Source organism: Tsukamurella sp. II2bb, assembly GCF_057815145.1.
Genome location: NZ_JBYPZI010000001.1, coordinates 1,046,296 through 1,062,880 on the forward strand (window position 1 = coordinate 1,046,296; position 16,585 = coordinate 1,062,880).

14 protein-coding genes are annotated in these 16,585 nt (G+C 70.0%); 11 read left to right on the forward strand and 3 right to left on the reverse strand.

Features of this window, described 5'->3' with window-relative positions; genetic code table 11:
* The first annotated feature begins 339 nt into the window (after positions 1-339).
* Positions 340-1,671 carry an MFS transporter gene (locus tag AC21LY_RS05520; protein ID WP_489045296.1) on the forward strand — a complete coding sequence of 444 codons (1,332 nt, stop codon included), beginning with the start codon at positions 340-342 and terminating at the stop codon, positions 1,669-1,671.
* 139 nt (positions 1,672-1,810) lie between these two features.
* Positions 1,811-2,629: a tRNA pseudouridine(38-40) synthase TruA gene (gene truA, locus AC21LY_RS05525; RefSeq protein ID WP_489045297.1), complete on the forward strand. Its 819-nt coding sequence runs from the start codon at positions 1,811-1,813 to the stop codon at positions 2,627-2,629.
* A gap of 21 nt (positions 2,630-2,650) precedes the next feature.
* On the opposite strand, the gene AC21LY_RS05530 is transcribed toward truA, so the two are convergent.
* Positions 2,651-3,148 (reverse strand): MarR family winged helix-turn-helix transcriptional regulator, encoded by a 498-nt coding sequence (locus AC21LY_RS05530; RefSeq protein ID WP_489045298.1) that lies wholly within the window; start codon positions 3,146-3,148, stop codon positions 2,651-2,653.
* 250 nt (positions 3,149-3,398) lie between these two features.
* Between AC21LY_RS05530 and AC21LY_RS05535 the strand changes: the two genes are divergently transcribed.
* The 9 genes from AC21LY_RS05535 to AC21LY_RS05575 all read left to right on the forward strand — a co-directional run bounded on the left by AC21LY_RS05535 (position 3,399) and on the right by AC21LY_RS05575 (position 14,616).
* Positions 3,399-4,205, forward strand: coding sequence for a crotonase/enoyl-CoA hydratase family protein (locus tag AC21LY_RS05535; protein ID WP_489045299.1), 807 nt, complete (start codon positions 3,399-3,401; stop codon positions 4,203-4,205).
* Positions 4,205-5,152, forward strand: a complete 948-nt coding sequence (locus AC21LY_RS05540; protein WP_489045300.1) for a 3-hydroxyacyl-CoA dehydrogenase family protein — start codon at positions 4,205-4,207, stop codon at positions 5,150-5,152. Before AC21LY_RS05535 ends, AC21LY_RS05540 begins: the two co-directional genes overlap by 1 nt.
* A gap of 44 nt (positions 5,153-5,196) precedes the next feature.
* Positions 5,197-7,338: an acetate--CoA ligase family protein gene (locus tag AC21LY_RS05545; RefSeq protein ID WP_489045301.1), complete on the forward strand. Its 2,142-nt coding sequence runs from the start codon at positions 5,197-5,199 to the stop codon at positions 7,336-7,338.
* A gap of 62 nt (positions 7,339-7,400) precedes the next feature.
* The gene (locus AC21LY_RS05550; RefSeq protein ID WP_489045302.1) at positions 7,401-8,756 is read left to right on the forward strand and encodes an MFS transporter; all 1,356 of its coding nucleotides are present in this window, start codon (positions 7,401-7,403) and stop codon (positions 8,754-8,756) included.
* 54 nt (positions 8,757-8,810) lie between these two features.
* Positions 8,811-10,793: an acetoacetate--CoA ligase gene (locus tag AC21LY_RS05555; RefSeq protein WP_489045303.1), complete on the forward strand. Its 1,983-nt coding sequence runs from the start codon at positions 8,811-8,813 to the stop codon at positions 10,791-10,793.
* Positions 10,790-11,731 (forward strand): amidohydrolase family protein, encoded by a 942-nt coding sequence (locus AC21LY_RS05560; RefSeq protein ID WP_489045304.1) that lies wholly within the window; start codon positions 10,790-10,792, stop codon positions 11,729-11,731. The genes AC21LY_RS05555 and AC21LY_RS05560 overlap by 4 nt, the downstream gene beginning before the upstream one ends.
* Positions 11,728-12,846 (forward strand): aromatic ring-hydroxylating dioxygenase subunit alpha, encoded by a 1,119-nt coding sequence (locus tag AC21LY_RS05565; RefSeq protein WP_489045305.1) that lies wholly within the window; start codon positions 11,728-11,730, stop codon positions 12,844-12,846. The genes AC21LY_RS05560 and AC21LY_RS05565 overlap by 4 nt, the downstream gene beginning before the upstream one ends.
* The gene (locus AC21LY_RS05570) at positions 12,846-13,895 is read left to right on the forward strand and encodes a PDR/VanB family oxidoreductase (RefSeq protein ID WP_489045306.1); all 1,050 of its coding nucleotides are present in this window, start codon (positions 12,846-12,848) and stop codon (positions 13,893-13,895) included. The genes AC21LY_RS05565 and AC21LY_RS05570 overlap by 1 nt, the downstream gene beginning before the upstream one ends.
* An 88-nt stretch (positions 13,896-13,983) precedes the next feature.
* Positions 13,984-14,616, forward strand: a complete 633-nt coding sequence (locus AC21LY_RS05575) for a DedA family protein (protein WP_489045307.1) — start codon at positions 13,984-13,986, stop codon at positions 14,614-14,616.
* Between the two features lie 61 nt (positions 14,617-14,677).
* On the opposite strand, the gene AC21LY_RS05580 is transcribed toward AC21LY_RS05575, so the two are convergent.
* Both AC21LY_RS05580 and AC21LY_RS05585 read right to left on the reverse strand, forming a co-directional pair.
* Positions 14,678-15,322, reverse strand: a complete 645-nt coding sequence (locus AC21LY_RS05580; protein ID WP_489045308.1) for a TetR family transcriptional regulator — start codon at positions 15,320-15,322, stop codon at positions 14,678-14,680.
* A 73-nt stretch (positions 15,323-15,395) separates the two neighbouring features.
* On the reverse strand, positions 15,396-16,583 hold the full coding sequence (locus tag AC21LY_RS05585) for an acetyl-CoA C-acyltransferase (protein ID WP_489045310.1): 1,188 nt from the start codon (positions 16,581-16,583) through the stop codon (positions 15,396-15,398).
* Between the last annotated feature and the right edge of the window lie 2 nt (positions 16,584-16,585).

The following is a 16,585-nucleotide window of genomic DNA, read 5'->3' on the forward strand; positions in this document are numbered from 1 at the left end:
CCAACGACGTCTAGTACTCGGCCCGCACCGCCGGGCCCTGATCACACCTGCCACCGACGTACGGGTGGCGTTCACGACATATCGCGACACCACCGCCGGTGGCGAGCCGATGACTCATGCCGTTCTCGCTCCGTCCGCGGATAGATTAGCGTACATCGCATTCGCGAATCCAGTGTGCCCATAGGGCGCTCGGCGCTCGTCCCGCGTCATCGGGGAAACGCGCCCGAAGAATCCGACCCCCTCCTGGGGAATCCAACCACCCCAGATGATGCAAGGACCGTTCACATGACGAAACCCCACGACGCTTCCGGCGCCTCGAGCCCTTCAGGAGTTCCTGAAGTGACGGATCGCCCACGCCGCCCCATCAACCTGATCGCCGGCACCATCGGCCACTTCGTGGAATGGTACGACTGGTACATCTACGGGCTGCTCGCAGCGATCTTCGCTCCCCAGATCTTCCCCAGCCACTCACAGTTCGCATCCTTGATGGCGGCGTTGGTCACGTACGCGATCGGGTTCGTCGTGCGTCCCTTCAGCGGAATCATCATCTCCCCGTTGGCCGACCGCTACGGCCGGCGAGTGGTCCTGACGCTGTCCGTCTCCGGAATGGCGGCCGGCTCACTGATCATCGGGCTGACTCCCGGCTTCGTCACGATCGGCTATGCGGCGCCGGTTCTCTTCGTGATCGCCCGCGTCATTCAGGGCATCTCGGCGGGCAGTGAACAGCAGAGCGCCATCACGTTCATGGTCGAGCACGCTCCCGCGAACAGGAGGGGCCTGTTCGGGTCCTTCACCAACATGGCCAGCGGTCTCGCGACCCTGGGGGCAACCGGTTCCGCCGCACTCGTCACCGCCGTCTTCGACGCCGAGACCCTGGCGGCCTGGGGGTGGCGTATCCCGTTCCTCGTGGGCGGTGTCCTCGGCCTCGTCGGCCTCGTCCTGCGGGCCAAATCGGAGGAGACCCCGGAGTTCGAAGCGGCCGCTGAGGTGGACAAGATCTCCGCACCGAAGCGACTGTTGGCGCTGATGCGGGAGCACCCGAAGGCTCTGCTGCAGACCGCTGCACTGTCCGCGCCCGCGGTGGCCTACTACACCTGGGCGACGTTCCTGCCGACCTTCGCTCAGCTCACCACCGGTAGGGATAAGTCCTCCACCCTGACCGGCAGTGTCATCGGGCTGATCCTGCTCGTCGTCGTGGTACCGACCTGCGGCGCGCTCTCGGACCGCCTCGGTCGGCGCAAGATCTTCCCGATCGTCGGAGCGATCGGAATGATCGTGTTGTTCTACCCGCTGCTTCTGCTGCTGAACACGCCCGGATACTGGATCTACGTCATCGTCGCTGCGTCCGGGTGGGTCGTGCTGGGCATCTGGCAGGCGGTGTACCCGACCATTCAGGCGGAGCTGTTCCCCGCGTCCGTCCGGGTTTCCGGCATCGGATTCTCGCACCAGTTGGTGATCGCCGTTTTCGGTGGCACCGCGCCCCTGATCGCCGCCGCGTTCGTCGGTGCCGGGCACCCGATGATGGTCGCCGTGTACATGATCGTGATCGTGTCGCTGTGTCTCGTCGTCTATTTCACGCTCCCGGAGACTGGAAGCAAGTCCAACCGCGCGACAGTGGCACTCGAGGACCCCGAAGTGATCGAGGGCGAGGACCTGCAGAGCGCGAAGTAGCCCCGGCTCACGATGTCGAGTCCTCCACGACCTCACGGTGCGTTCCGCACCTGCGTCGCACCAGGACTCGACATCGTGAGTTCCGGTCGCCGGTGGGTGGCCGGAACCGCGCGGATCGGGCGGTAGGATCACCCGCGACATGACTCGCTACCGCCTCGACATCGCCTACGACGGCACCGACTTCAGCGGCTGGGCCCGCCAGCCCGAGCGGCGCACCGTGTGCGGTGTGCTGGAGGAGACGATCGGGACGGTGCTGCGGACCGACGTGCAGCTCACCGTCGCCGGCCGGACCGACGCGGGCGTGCACGCGACGGGCCAGGTAGCACACTTCGACACCGATTCCACGCTGCCGGACGGTCTGGTGCGTCGGCTTGCCCGGATGTTGCCGCAGGACGTGCGGGTCACGGCGATCGCGGAGGCGCCCGCGGAGTTCGACGCCCGCTTCTCGGCGCTGCGCCGGCACTACGAGTACCGCCTGACGGATGCGCCGTACGGGGCGAACCCGCTGCGCGCCCGCGACACCGCGCCGTGGCGCCGCCCCGTCGACGTCGCGCGTATGCAGGAGGCGAGCGACCGCCTGCTGGGCCTGCACGACTTCGCCGCCTTCTGCCGCCGCCGCGAGGGCGCGACGACCGTGCGCGAGCTCCAACGGTTCGCCTGGCGCCGGGACGCCGACGGGGTCTGCACCGCGGAGGTCTCCGCCGACGCCTTCTGCTGGTCAATGGTGCGCTCCCTGGTCGGCGCGGTCGCCGCGGTCGGGGAGGGCCGGCGGTCGGCAGACTGGGTCGCCGGGCTCCTGGACGAGCGCGAGCGCTCCAGCGCGATCAACGTGGCCGCCGCCTGCGGCTTGACGCTCGTGCGCGTGGACTACCCCGCCGACGACGAGCTCGCCGAGCGCAACCGGATCACCCGCGAGAAGCGCGAGGTCGACGGTGCCGCGGGGTGCTGCGGCGGCTGACCGCCGGACAGTAGGGCCGGCCTACGACGGCGCAGAACTCGCCAGCGCCCGGTACGAGCTGGTCAGCAGCCCGCGGAACTGATCGATCTCCGCCTCATCGAGCCCGGCGAGCATGGTCGCCTCGAGGTCGGCGATCTGCGGGGCTACCTCTGCCAGCAGGTGACGCCCCTCGGCAGTGAGCCGGATCAGTTTGCGCCGCGCGTGTGCGGTGTCCTGAGTGCGCGTGATCCAACCGCTGCGCTCCATCGACAGCACCATGTCGTGCATGGTCTGCGCGGTGACGAAGCTCCGCCGGGCGAGTACCGCCGATGTGATCGTGTTGTCCGGTCGCGCCCCGAGCACCGTGAGCGCTGTGTACTGCGGCGCGGTCACCCCGTACGGACGCAGCGCATGGTCGAGTCGGTGCCGCACGACCTGTTCGAGCAGTTTGCTCAGGTACATCAGCGAGGGCTTCGCCGCCCCCGGCGCCTCGTTCGCGCCGGCGACGTCGTCAGTACTACCGCCTCGCGTTCGCGCCACCACCATCTGGACAACTCCACAACTCCGGATCGGCGCCCGAGTCGGTGCCGACGTGCAGACATGACTTTAGCTCGCGCACGGGATGCGACCCGTGTGCGCGATCCGCACAGGTGGTCGGGAACCCCTTGTGCTTATCAGGAATCCTGATATTCTAAATGTATCGCGCATCACATTCACCTCTTCGAGCCGCGTGAGTCACAGGATCCGGAGAAGGCGCTGCTGCGCATCGATCCCACCCCAAGGAGTGCCGATGACCGCTACCCCCGACGCCACTGAGGCCGTACCCTCGTCGCTGGCGTCCCGTCGCGACGGTGCCGTGGCGATCCTCGAGATCACTCGGCCACACAAGCGCAACGCCCTCGACGACCGAACGGTGCTCGCGATCGAGCAGTTCTTCTCCACCCTCGACAGGGACGTCCGCGCGGTGGTGCTGTGCGCCGAGGGCGCGCACTTCTGCGCGGGCCTGGACCTCTCCGAGCTCGACGAGCGCAGCACCTTCGAGGGCGTGCAGCACTCGCGGATGTGGCACCGGGCGCTCGGCGCGATCCGTGACGCGCATGTCCCCGTGTTCGCGGCCCTCAAGGGCGCCGTCATCGGCGGTGGTCTGGAGCTGGCGTCCGCGGCGCACGTCCGGATCGCCGAGCGCAGCACCTTCTACGCGCTGCCCGAGGGTCAGCATGGACTGTTCGTTGGCGGCGGCGCGTCGGTGCGGGTACCGCGGCTGATCGGCGTCGACCGGATGATCGACATGATGCTCACGGGGCGCCGGTACGACGGGGCGGAGGGCGAACGGATCGGCCTCTCGCAGTACCTGGTCGACGACGGTGCGGGTCTCGACACGGCACTGACCCTCGCCCGGGCGGCCGCCGCCAATGCGCCCGTCACCAACTTCGCGGTCCTGCAGGCACTTCCCCGGATCGCCGAGGCCGGACAGGCCGAGGGCTACCTGATCGAGGCGCTGATGGCGGGCGTGGCCCAGGGCACCGATGAGGCCAAGGCCCGGATGCAGGCCTTTCTGACCCGTGGCCGGCCGGCCGCCACCGCCGAGGATCAGTGATGGGGGCCAAGGACATCGACCACGTGCTGGTCGTCGGTGGTGGTGCCATCGGAGCCAGCTGGGCCGCCGACCTGCTGCGTCACGGGTTCGCCGTCACCGTCGTCGACCCCGATGTCGATGCGCACGCGACCGCACGGCGCCACATCGCCGCGCACCTGGCCGAGACCGGCACCGAGGCCGAGACCGGGCCGCTCGCTCGCCTGGAGACCGTGACGGATCTGGCCGCGGCGGCACCGTCGGCGGACCTGGTCATCGAGGCCGGGCCGGAGCGGCTGTCGATCAAGCGCGAGATATTCCGCACCCTCGACGCGCACACCTCGCCGTCCGTGCTGCTCACGACCTCCTCCTCGGGACTTCTGATCAGCGAGGTCGCGGATGGCCTGCGCCATCCCGAGCGGGTCCTGGTCGCGCACCCGTTCAACCCGCCGCACTTGATTCCGCTGGTCGAACTGGTAGCGGGGGAGCGGACGGCGGCACCGGCGGTCGACGAGGCGGAGGACTTCTTCCAGCGGCTCGGTAAGCGGACGATCCGCGTCGCCGCGGAGATCCCCGGCCACGTGGTCAACCGACTGCAGGCCGCGCTCTGGCGCGAGGCCTACCACCTCGTCGACATCGGGGCGGTGACCGTCGCCGACATCGATATCGCGATCGCCTGGGGTCCGGGCCTCCGGTGGGGCCTGCTCGGCCCGTTCGCCACGCAGCACCTCTCCGGCGGCGACGGTGGTATGCGGCACGTCCTCGAGCACCTCGGCCCGCCGATGCTCCGGTGGTGGGACGACCTCGGGCAGCCCGAACTGACCCCCGCGCTGATCGACAAGATCGTCGCCGGTGTGGACGCCGAGCTCGCGGCCGACGGGCGCGAGGACCGGACCGAGACGATCCGCGCCCAGCGCGATCGCGCGCTCCGCGACCTGCTGGCGCTCAAACAGTCCGCCGCCCTTCCCTGACGAACCTCTCCCTGTCGACAACGACCGAACCCGCAGGTGACCCCATGAAGACCATCCCCACGTCCCGCACCTCGATCGACCGCCTGCTGCAACCGCGCTCGGTCGCGATCGTCGGTGCCTCCACCAAGCCCGGGGCCCTCGGTGCGTCGGTGCTCTCCAATCTGGAGCGCAGCGGCTACTCCGGCGAGATCCACCTGGTGAATCCGAATCGCCCGACGATCGGCGACCGGCAGGCGGTCGGATCCATCACCGAGATCGCCGGCGACATCGACTGCGCCGTCCTCGCGGTCCCCGGACCCGCCGTCCTCGACGCGGTCCGCACCCTCGCTGCCCGGGGCACCGGGGCGTGCGTGATCTTCTCCGCCGGGTTCGCCGAGAGCGACGACGCCGGCCGGGCCGCACAGGCGGAGATCACCCGGATCGCGAACGACGCCGGGATGCTCCTGCTCGGCCCGAACTGCCTGGGCCTGGTCAACCACGATGCTCACGCCGCGCTGACCTTCGTGGAGACCACGGTCAGCCCTACGGGCGCCGATCGAGCGCTCGGCATCGTCTCGCAGTCGGGCGCCATGGTGGCCGTGCTGTCGGTGATCATCGCCGCGCGCGGGATCCCCGTCTCCCTCTCCGTGTCCACCGGCAACGAGGCCAACACCGGGGTCGAGGACTTCGTCGATCACCTCGCCGCGGACGAGCACACAAGCGTCATCCTGATGCTCGTCGAACAGTTCCGGAATCCGCAGCGGTTCCTCGCCGCCGCCGAGGCCGCGCTGGCCGCCGGCAAGCGGATCGTCCTCCTGCATCCCGGAACCTCCAGCGCCGCCCGGCGCTCCGCGGCCACGCACACCGGCGCGATGGCGGGCGATCACGCCGTGATGTCGACACTGGTGCAGCGGGCCGGTGTCATCCTCGTCGACACCCTCGAGGAACTGGCGGACGTCGGCGAGATCGCACTCCGGTGCCCTCCGATGGGGGAGCGCGGGCCGGCGGTGATCGGCGAGTCGGGTGCCTTCAAGGCGCTGACGCTCGACTTCGCCGAACGCGTCGGGCTGCCCCTTCCGACGGTGACCGACGCGGAGTTCCCCGAGCTGCGTGCGGCGCTGCCGCCCTTCGTCGCTCTGAGCAACCCGATGGACATCACCGCGCAGGGGCTGGTCGATCCGGACATCTACCGCCGTCTGGTGCTCGCCGCCGTGGCCGACGACCGGTTCGGCTCGGTGATCGTGGACATCATCCAGACCGATCCGGTCACCGCGGGTATCAAGATGCCGCCGATCCGCGACGCGCTGCGGTCGATCACGCCGACCAAGCCGGTGATCATCGCCGGCATGGATGAGGGAGCGCCGATCCCCATGGACGCGGTCGAGGAACTGCGCGCCGCGGGCATCCCCTACTTCCCGTCCCCCGAGCGCGTCCTGCGCGCGGTCGCGCGACTCACCGCCGCCGCGGCGGCGGACGCGCGATCCAGCAGCGGCAGTGGGCGGGGTGCACCCGTCACCGGCGTCCTGCCCGCGGGCGGCGGCGTCGTCCCGGAGTACCGGGCCAAGAAGTTCCTCGCCCCCGCGGGCGTCCCGTTCCCGGACGGCGGGCTCGCCGCCAGCGCCGACGAGGCGGTGGAGATCGCGGAGCAGGTCGGCTACCCCGTCGTGCTCAAGGCGCAATCGGCGGACCTGTCGCACAAGTCGGAGGCCGGCGGCGTCCTCCTCGCACTCGGTGACGCCGACGCCGTCCGGGCCGGATGGGCGGAACTCCACCGGAACGTCGCCGCATACGACCCCGCCATCGTGCTCGACGGTGCGCTCGTCGAGGCGATGGGAGCATCGGGGACCGAGCTGATCATCGGCGCCCGGCGTGAGCCCGGCTGGGGTCCGGTGGTTCTGGTCGGCCTCGGCGGCGTCACCGCCGAACTGCACCGGGACGTGCGGCTCCTCCCCGCGTCGATGTCCACGGACGAGGTGGAGGCGCAGCTGCGCCTGCTCCGGGGAGCCCCGCTGCTCACCGGATTCCGCGGCTCGGTTCCGCTCGACATCACCGCCGCTGCCCGGCTGGTCACCACGGTCGGAGCCGTCATGACCGCCGAGGAGTCGATCGCGGAGATCGACCTCAACCCGGTGGTCGTCCGCCCCGCGGGCGAGGGAGTCCTCGTCCTCGACGCCCTGCTCACCACCCCGTCGTCCGCGGGCGCCTGACGGGCCCGCCCCCACCCGTTCACCTCTCTTCCGCAAGGAACCTCACGAAAAGGTCTTTCTCCATGTCCGAGAAGCCCACGGTGGCGGACCAGTCCCAGGACGTCTCCGCCTCCCACGACCCCCGCGTCGTCCTCGCCCACTCCCCGATGCGCACCCGGCAGATCCTGATCGTCGGGGTGTGCGTCCTGCTCAACGCCCTCGACGGCTACGACGTCCTGTCCATCAGTTTCGCCTCCCCCGGCATCGCCGCCGAGTGGGGCATCAATCGCGCGGCTCTCGGCCTCGTACTGTCGATGGAGCTGATCGGCATGGCCGTCGGGTCCATCGTGATCGGCAACCTCGCCGACCGGTTCGGCCGGCGGCCGGTCACTCTGGGCTGCCTGGCGATCATGGCGGTCGGCATGTTCCTGGCCACGACGGCCGGCGATGTCACCACGCTCTCAGTGTTCCGGCTGTTCACCGGCCTCGGCATCGGCGGAATGCTGGCCTGCACCAACGCGATCGCGGGTGAGTTCTCCAACAGCCGCTCCAAGACCCGCTCCGTGGCGATCATGGCCGTCGGGTACCCGGCCGGCGCGGTCCTCGGCGGCATGCTCGCGGCGGCGCTCCTCGAGCAGACCGGCGACTGGCGATCGGTGTTCTGGGTCGGCGCGGCGGGCGCCGTGCTGGCCTTCCCGCTGGTGTGGTTCATCGTTCCCGAGTCGGTCGGTTATCTGGTGCAGCGCCGTCCACACAATGCGCTCGAGCTGGTGAACTCGACGATGACCAAGCTCGGCCACCGGGTCAGCCCCATGCTTCCGGCACCGTCTCCGGACGACCCGAAGACCTCGATCAAGCAGCTCTTCAGCGGGCGCCTGGCGCGGGTGACGATCCTGCTGACGGCCGCGTACTTCGCGCACATCATGACCTTCTACTTCATCCTCAAGTGGATTCCGAAGATCGTGGCGGACATGAAGTTCTCGCCGGCCACCGCGGCCGGAGTCCTGGTCTGGGCGAACGTCGGCGGATTCTGCGGCGGGCTGCTGCTGAGCTTCCTGTCCATGAAGATGGGGACCCGCGTCCTCGCGATCATCGGCATGGCGCTGTCCTCGGTCATGGTCATCGTCTTCGGTACGGGCCAGAGCACCATCCTGGCCATGAGCATCGTCGCGGCGATGGTGGGCTTCTGCACCAACTCGGCCGTCTGCGCCCTCTACGCCCTCATCGCGCACTCCTTCCCGAGCGCGGTCCGCGCCAGCGGCAGCGGTTTCGTGATCGGCATCGGGCGCGGTGGCGCCGCGCTCGGCCCCGTCATCGCCGGCTTCCTGTTCGAGAGCGGCGTCGGCCTGCAGGGCGTAGCGATCGCCATGGCCTGCGGCTCCACGATCGCCGCCCTCTGCATGCTCGCGCTGCGGACCGAGAAGGAGTCGGCGCTCTGACGCCGCCCGGGACTCCGCATCACCGTTCCGCCTCATCGCCCCCGAAGGAGAACCATGGACGCCACCCCCGTCGTCGACGACGGTGACTTGATCAGCGCTCCCGCCCCCGGCGCGGACACCGTGATCGGTCGCTACCTGTCCTGGCTGAACGAGACCCGCGGCCTCTCGCTCGCCGACCGGCCGGGCCTCTGGCAGTGGTCGGTCACCGAGATCGAGCGGTTCTGGGCCAGCATCTGGGACTACTTCGAGGTGATCGCCGACGCGCCCCCGACGACGGTGCTGGTCTCCCGGGAGATGCCCTTCGCGCAGTGGTTTCCGGGCGTGCGCCTGAACTACGCGGAGCACGTGGTGCGCCACGACCCGTCGAAGGTCGCGATCCGGGCGTTCTCGCAGACCCGCGAGCCGCTGACGCTCACCTACGGCGAGCTCACCGAACAGGTGGCGCGCGTCCAGGACGTGCTCCGAGGCCTCGGCGTCGAGGCCGGGGACCGGGTTGCCGGGTACCTTCCGAACATCCCGGAGGCCGTGGTGGCGTACCTCGCCACCACCGGACTCGGTGCGATCTGGGCGTCCTGCGCGTCGGAGTTCGGTGCCCGCAGCGTGATCGACCGGTTCGGCCAGATCGAACCGAAGGTGATGTTCGCCGCCGGCGGATACACCTACGGCACGAAGCCGATCGACCGGACCGCGGAGGTCGCCGAGATCGCGGCGGCGCTGCGGGCGACGACGATCATCGACGTCGAGTACGGCCAGTGGCGGATCGCGGGTGCCACCTCCTGGTCGGACGCGGTGCGGGCCGCGACGTCGACGGTGCCCACGTTCACCCGCGTCGCCTTCGACCACCCGTTGGTGGTGCTGTTCTCCTCCGGCACCACGGGCCTGCCGAAGGCGATCGTGCACGGTCACGGCGGCATCCTGCTCGAGCACTTCAAGAACCACGGGCTGTCCTGGAACGTCACACCCGACGACACCCTGCTCTGGTACTCGACGACGGCGTGGATGATGTGGAACGCCCTCGTCTCCACGATGCTGTTCGGTGCGACCATCGTCACGATCGACGGGAACCCCGTCCACCCCGACCCGGACTGGCAGTGGGCGCTGGCCGAGCGGACCGGCGCCACGATCATCGGAGCCGCGCCCGGGTTCGCGATGGCCTCCCGTAAGGCCGGGCTGACGCCCGGGACCAGTCACCGTCTCGCGCCGCACACCATCGCGTCCGCCGGGGCGCCGCTCCCGCCCGAGGGGTACCTGTGGCTGCATCAACAGTTCCCGGACGCCGCGATCAACGTCGGCTCCGGCGGCACCGACGTGTGCTCGGGGATCGTGCAGGGCGATCCGCTCCTGCCCGTGTGGGCAGGGCGGATCTCCGGCCCCGCCCTCGGGGTGGCCGCGTACGCCTTCGACGAGCAGGGACGGGCGGTGGTCGGCGAGCTCGGCGAACTGGTCATCACCGAGCCCATGCCGTCGATGCCGGTGGCCTTCTGGGGCGACGAGGACGGTCGCCGGCTGCGGGAGACGTACTTCGACACCTACCCCGGGGTCTGGCGCCACGGCGACTGGATCCGGTTCGAGGAGAACGGCTCGTGCCAGGTTGCGGGCCGGAGCGACGCCACCCTCAACCGCGGGGGTGTGCGCCTCGGCACCGCCGAGTTCTACCGCCTGATCGAGGAGGTCGACGGTGTCGCCGACAGCCTGATCGTTCACCTCGAGAGCGACGGGGACAACGGTGAGCTGATCCTGTTCCTGGTCGCCGAACCCGGCCAGGACGTCGCCGACCTCCGCGCGACGGTGGTGCGCAGGCTGCGGACCGAACTGTCGCCCCGCCACGTCCCCGACACCGTCGTCCCGGTGGCGGTGGTCCCCCGCAATCGCACCGGAAAGAAACTGGAGTTGCCCGTGAAGAAGATCCTGCAGGGACGAGCCCTGTCCGACGTCGCCAGCCCTGACGCTCTCGCCGTGCCCGGTTCCCTCGATCCGTACGTCGCGTTCGCCGCTCAGCGCGCGGAGGCCGTCCAGCGTGGGGAGGCCGGTGCATGAGCCGCTACGACGGGTCCGCGGTGGACCTCGACGCACTGACTGCGATCGACATGCACGTGCACATCGAGATCGACGATCACGGCCACCTCAGCCTCGACGACGAGCTCATGGACGCCTCGGCGGCGTACTTCCGGGGCTCGCACGGGCGTACCCCGACCATCGACGAGATCGCGGCGACCTACCGCGAACTCGGCATCGCGGCGGTCGTCTTCACCGTGGACGCGGGCACCCACTCCGGTCACCGGCCGGTTTCCAGCGAGGAGATCGCGGCCCGGGCCCGGGAGCACGCCGACATCCTGATCCCGTTCGGCTCGGTGGATCCGCTCCGTGGTGCGGCCGCGGTGGACCAGGCGCGTGCACTGGTCCTCGATCACGGGGTCGCGGGGTTCAAGTTCCATCCGAGCGTCCAGGGATTCTCGCCGAACGACGAGCGGTTCTACCCGCTGTGGTCCGCGATCTCGGAGCTCGGCGTGCCGGCGCTGTTCCATACCGGCCAGAACGGCATCGGTGCGGGGCTGCCCGGTGGCCGCGGAATCAAGCTGCGCTACAGCAACCCGATCCTGCTCGACGACGTGGCCGCGGACTTCCCCGGATTGAGGATCATCCTCGCGCACCCGTCGGTGCCGTGGCAGGCCGAAGCGATCTCGATGGCCACCCACAAGAGCAACCTCTACCTGGAGTTGTCCGGGTGGGCGCCCAAGAGGTTCCCGCCGGAGCTGGTCAAGGTCGCCTCGGGCATGCTCCGCGATCGCACGCTGTTCGGCACCGATTACCCCCTGATCACACCGCAGCGCTGGCTCGCGGAGTTCGCCGAGCTCCCCGTCGCGTCCGAGGCGGTACCGCTGATCCTCAAGCACAATGCGGCCGCACTGCTCGGGCTGGGCCGGGCCGCGGCGGCACCGTCCGACACCGCTGACACCGAAAGGACACCACGATGACTCGCACCGACGAGCCGGGGGCCGGCACCTCCGCCACCCTGTTCAACTTCCCGCTCGATTGCTGGTACGCGGCGGCCTGGGACCACGAGGTCACCGCGCGAGAGCCGCTGGCGCGCACGATCTGCGACGTGCCCCTCGCGATGTACCGGACCCGCGACACCGGCCGGGCCGTCGTGCTCGCCGACGCCTGCTGGCACCGGCTCGCGCCGCTGAGCATGGGCCGGCTCGTCGGCGACGACGAGATCCAGTGCCCCTATCACGGACTCCGCTACAACCCGGCCGGGCGGTGCACGCACATGCCCGCGCAGCGGACGATCAACCCGAGCGCCGCCGTGCCCAGCTATCCGGTGGTGGAACGACACCGGTTCGTGTGGGTGTGGCTCGGCGACCCCGACCGGGCCGATCCGGACCTGGTGCCCGACATGCACCAGATGGACTCGGACGAGTGGGCGGGCGACGGCGAGTTGATCGCCGCCGATTGCAACTACCAGCTGGTGGTGGACAACCTGATGGACCTGACCCACGAGGAGTTCGTGCACTCGTCGTCCATCGGGCAGGCCGAGCTGAGCGAGACCCGGTTCGACACGACCCACGATGAGCGGACGGTCACCGTCACCCGCTGGATGCGCGACATCGACCCGCCCCCGTTCTGGCAGAAGAACATGAACGACAAGTTCCCGGGCTACACCGGGAAGGTCGACCGGTGGCAGATCATCGAGTTCCAGGCCCCGTCGACGGTGTGCATCGACGTCGGCGTGGCGCGCGCGGGGACCGGTGCGCCCGAGGGCGACCGCTCGCAGGGCGTCAACGGCTACGTCATGAACACCATGACCCCGGCCACTGGCCGCACCTGCCACTACTTCTGGGCGTTCATGCGCAACTACCGGCTCGACAGCCAGCTGATCACCACCCAGCTGCGCAAGGGCGTGCACGGGGTGTTCGAGGAGGACGAGCGGATGCTCCGCGCGCAGCAGCGGGCCATCGAGGCGAACCCGCAGCACGAGTTCTACAGCGTCAACGTGGACATGGGCGGCATGTGGGCGCGGCGCCTGATCGAAGGCATGCTGTTGCGCGAGGGGCGCCCGGTGGCGCTCGACCGGCGGGGCGAGCACTGATGGCCGTCGACGCCAGCCCGCGCTGGCAGCGCGTCACGGTCGTCGAGGTCGCCGACGTGGCCGCCGGCGTCCGCCGCATCACGCTGCGCTACGACGAGCCGCAGAAGGCAGCACCCGGGTCGCACGTCGACGTGCGGATCGACACCCGCGCCGGCCGGGTGACCCGCTCCTACTCGGTGGTGCGGGGCAGCGCCGACGGGCTGCTGGTCACCCTGTCCGTACTGCTCTCGCGCACATCGCGCGGCGGCTCCGAGGCGATGCACCGACTCGTCGACGGCGATGTCATCGACGTGACCCAGCCCCTGCAGAACTTCCCTCTGGGCGTGGGAGCAGGACGATACGTGCTGCTCGCGGGCGGTATCGGGGTCACCGCGATCCACGCGATGGCCGCGGCGCTCAAGGCGCGCGGGCAGCGCTACGAGCTGTACTACGTGGGCCGGTCCCGGTCCGCCATGGCCTACCTCGGCGAATTGACGGAGGCGCACGGCGATCGGCTCCGGGTCCACGTCGACGACGAGCAGACTCCGCTCGACGTCGAGGAGTTGCTCGACGGCATCACCTCCGCGGCCGACGCGGGCGGGACCGAGCTGTACATGTGCGGGCCGATCCGCCTGATGGATCAGGTCCGACGGGGCTGGGAACGGCGCGGACTGCCCACCACGGGGCTACGGTTCGAAACCTTCGGCAACTCCGGATCGTGGGCCGCGCAGGACTTCGTGGTCTCGGTGCCGGACCTGGATCTCGAGACGGTGGTGCGCGCCGACGAGACGATGCTCGAGGCCCTCGAACGCGCCGGGGTGTCCCCGATGTTCGACTGCCGAAAGGGCGAGTGCGGACTGTGCGAGGTGACGGTGCTCGGCGTCTCCGGCGGCCACCTGGACCATCGGGACGTGTACTACAGCGCCGATCAGCACGCCGAGAACCGGTGGCTGTGCGCGTGTGTTTCGCGCGGCGTGCGCGCGGGGACCCCGGCGCCCACCGACGTCGAGGCCGACGCCGTGTCCCCGCCGGCCGGCCCTCCGGCAACGGTCTCCATCGCCCTGACGTAGCCGATGTCGCGTGCCGAGCCTCGTCCGGCATGCGGCGTTCGCCCGTCGTTCACGACAGCGACGCCGATCGCGTGGATACTCGGGTGATGTGAACCCCTTCGACGTCGCCGGCTTCCTCGGCTCCGCCGGCCTGATCGGCCTGGTGCTGCTGATCTTCGTCGAGACGGGCCTGCTGGTGGGCTTCGTCTTCCCGGGGGATTCGATCCTGTTCACCGCGGGGATCTTCGCGGCGCAGCCGCAGCCCTTCGCGCACCTGTGGCAGCTGCTGCTGTTCCTGCCGATCGCGGCGATCGTCGGCGATCAGTGCGGCTACGCGCTGGGCCGGTACGCGGGGCCGAGGGTGATGCGCGGCAGAGTCATGAACTTCATCGGCCAGGGTCCGGTGGACAAGACCTACGCCTTCTTCGACAGGTACGGCCCGTTCACGGTGCTCTTCGCGCGGTTCATCGGCATCGTCCGCACCCTGGTCCCGGTGCTCGCGGGCTTCTCGAGGATGGACCATCGCCGCTTCACCCTGTTCTCGGTGCTGGGCTCGATCCTGTGGTGCGACGGCATCGTGCTGCTCGGCTACTTCCTCGGCGGTATCCCGCTGCTGCGCGACCACCTCGAGGTCCTGTTCATCGGCTCCGCGCTGACGATCATCATCCCCATCGTCCTCACTGTCCTGTCGCGTCGTCGCGCGCGCCACAGCGACGACGATGCCGTCGGCTCGCGCGTCTAGCACGCGCGAGGCCTGTCGTCGCCTTCGTCACGGCCGCCGGGCATGCGGGCCCGACGGGGCGCTACCGAGGCCCCGGCGCCTCGAGACCGGAGATGAGCATCCGGGTGATCTCGGCGGCGAGCTCCCGGATTTCGCCGGCCGGTTGCCCGGGCCGCGTGCGGAACCATGCGTCGATCGAATTGAGGCTGCTGAGGAGCATGCGGGCCGTGAGATGCGGGTCGCCGGCGCGCAGGGAACCGTCGGCCATGCCCTCGGTGACGACGCGGCGGAACAGGACCTCGTAATCGGCACGGATGGCGTTGAGCTCGGCGAGCTCCTCGGCCTGGCGGGCCTTGAGCGCGGGCGTGGTCTGCCGGTGGATGCCCTGGTGGATCGAGTTGTGGTAGCTGAGATTGGTCATCAGGTTCTCGGCGTGCGCCTCGCACATGGCGATCAGGCGTGCGCGCCCCGTTCCGGGCCCGTCCGCATGCGGCTCCACCGCCTCCCGCACGAGCGTCATGCCGTGTTCGTAGACCGCGAGGTAGATGTCGAACTTCGACCGGAAGTAGTAGTAGACGCGGCCCTTGGTCGCGCCGATTCCGTCCGCGATGTCGTCGATCGTGGTGCGGTTGAAGCCCTGCCGCTGGAAGACCTCCGCCGCCGCGTCGAGAATCGTCGTGCGCGCGGCCTCGTGCGCTGCGGCGTCGACACCGAAGGTTTGCGTCATATCCGTCACAGCATAGCTCCGCCCGCGGCCGCTGAGGCGGATCCCGGCCCAGGTGAGCCGGGGTCCGCCTCGATCAGAGTTCGAACAGGCCGGCGGCACCCATGCCGCCGCCGATGCACATCGTGACCACTGCGTACCGGGCCTTTCGGCGGCGTCCCTCGAGGAGCGCGTGGCCCACCATGCGGGCGCCGCTCATGCCGTACGGGTGCCCGATCGCGATCGCGCCGCCGTTCACGTTGTACTTGGCGGGGTCGATGCCCAGCTGGTCGCGGCAGTACAGCGCCTGCGACGCGAACGCCTCGTTCAGCTCCCACAGGTCGATGTCGCCGACGGTGAGCCCGTGCTGGGCGAGCAGCTTCGGGATCGCGTACACCGGTCCGATGCCCATCTCGTCCGGCTCGCAGCCGGCCACGGCGATACCGCGGTAGGTGCCCAGGGGCTCCAGGCCGCGGCGCTCGGCCTCGGCGCGCTCCATCAGCACGACGGCCGCGGCGCCGTCCGACAGCTGCGAGGCGTTCCCCGCGGAGATCGTCGCGGCGTGGCCCTCGCGGTCCGGCAGGACCGCACGCAGCCCGGACAGGCCCTCGAGGGTGGTCGACGGGCGGTTGCCCTCGTCCAGCGCGAGCGTGAACTCCTCCGCCACCGGGCCCTCCGCGCCGGCCACGAGCTTGGTGCCGGTGAACGGCGCGATCTCGTCGGCGAACAGGCCCGCCTCCTGCGCGGCGGCGGTGCGGCGCTGCGACTCGAGCGCGTACTCGTCCTGGGCCTCGCGGGTCACGCCGTACCGCTGTGCGACGTTCTCGGCGGTGTTCAGCATGGAGATGTACACGTCGTGGCCGTGCTCGACCAGCCACGGGTCCTGCGCGCGGAAACCGTTGCGGTTCTCGTTCTGCACCAGGCTGATCGACTCGACGCCGCCGCCCACGGCGACGCGCATGCCGTCGACGACGATCTCTTTCGCCGCGGTCGCGATGGCCATGAGGCCGGACGCGCACTGCCGGTCGACGGACATGCCGGGGACGGTGACCGGCAGGCCCGCGCGCAGCAGTGCCTGGCGCGCGACGTTGTAGCCCGTGCTGCCCTCCTGCATGGCGCAGCCGAGGATCACGTCCTCGACCTCGCCGGGTTCGATGCCCGCGCGGGCGACCGCGGCGGCGATGGCGTGCCCTGCCAGGGCCTGGCCCTGGGTGTCGTTGAAGGCGCCCTTGTAGGCGCGCCCGATCGGGGTGCGGGCGGTGGACACGATGACTGCTTCGCGCACGG